General features: G+C 65.8%; 2 protein-coding genes. Both read right to left on the reverse strand.

Annotation, left to right across the window (positions count from 1 at the left end; translation table 11 throughout):
• Window positions 1–124, reverse strand: a 124-nt coding sequence (locus AX730_RS18385) for a flagellin N-terminal helical domain-containing protein (protein ID WP_475277080.1), incomplete at its 3' end; no start/stop codon positions are given.
• A gap of 174 nt (window positions 125–298) precedes the next feature.
• The coding region (locus AX730_RS19540) for a flagellin (protein ID WP_157074124.1) at window positions 299–366 on the reverse strand (68 nt) is incomplete at its 5' end.

Consider the following 366-nt stretch of genomic DNA (forward strand, 5'->3'; position numbering starts at 1 on the left):
TCGCGCTGTTGATGCGCAGGCCGGACGAGAGGCGCTGGATGGTGGTGGCGAGCGAGGCGCCACTGGTGCTCAGGTTGCGCTGGGCATTCAACGACATCGTGTTGGTGTTGATGACCTGTGCCATGACGCGGACCCGGGTGGAAGAAGAGTGGATCTACAGCGGAGAAGGAAGGCCCGGCGCCCACCACCAAGCCGGTGGAAGGCGGAGGAAGGGGTGGGCCCTTCCTCCCGGCGTCAAACGGAGGGAGACGAATCCGTCCGGGACGCCTGCGCCAGGCAACGATTCCCGTGAAGCGGTTTAGCGGAGCAGCGACATCACGTTCTGCGGCACCTGGTTGGCCTGGGCCAGCATGGCCGTACCGGCCT

The organism is Pseudoxanthomonas mexicana (assembly GCF_001556105.1).
In the GTDB taxonomy this organism is placed as follows: Bacteria; Pseudomonadota; Gammaproteobacteria; order Xanthomonadales; family Xanthomonadaceae; genus Pseudoxanthomonas_A; species Pseudoxanthomonas_A mexicana_A.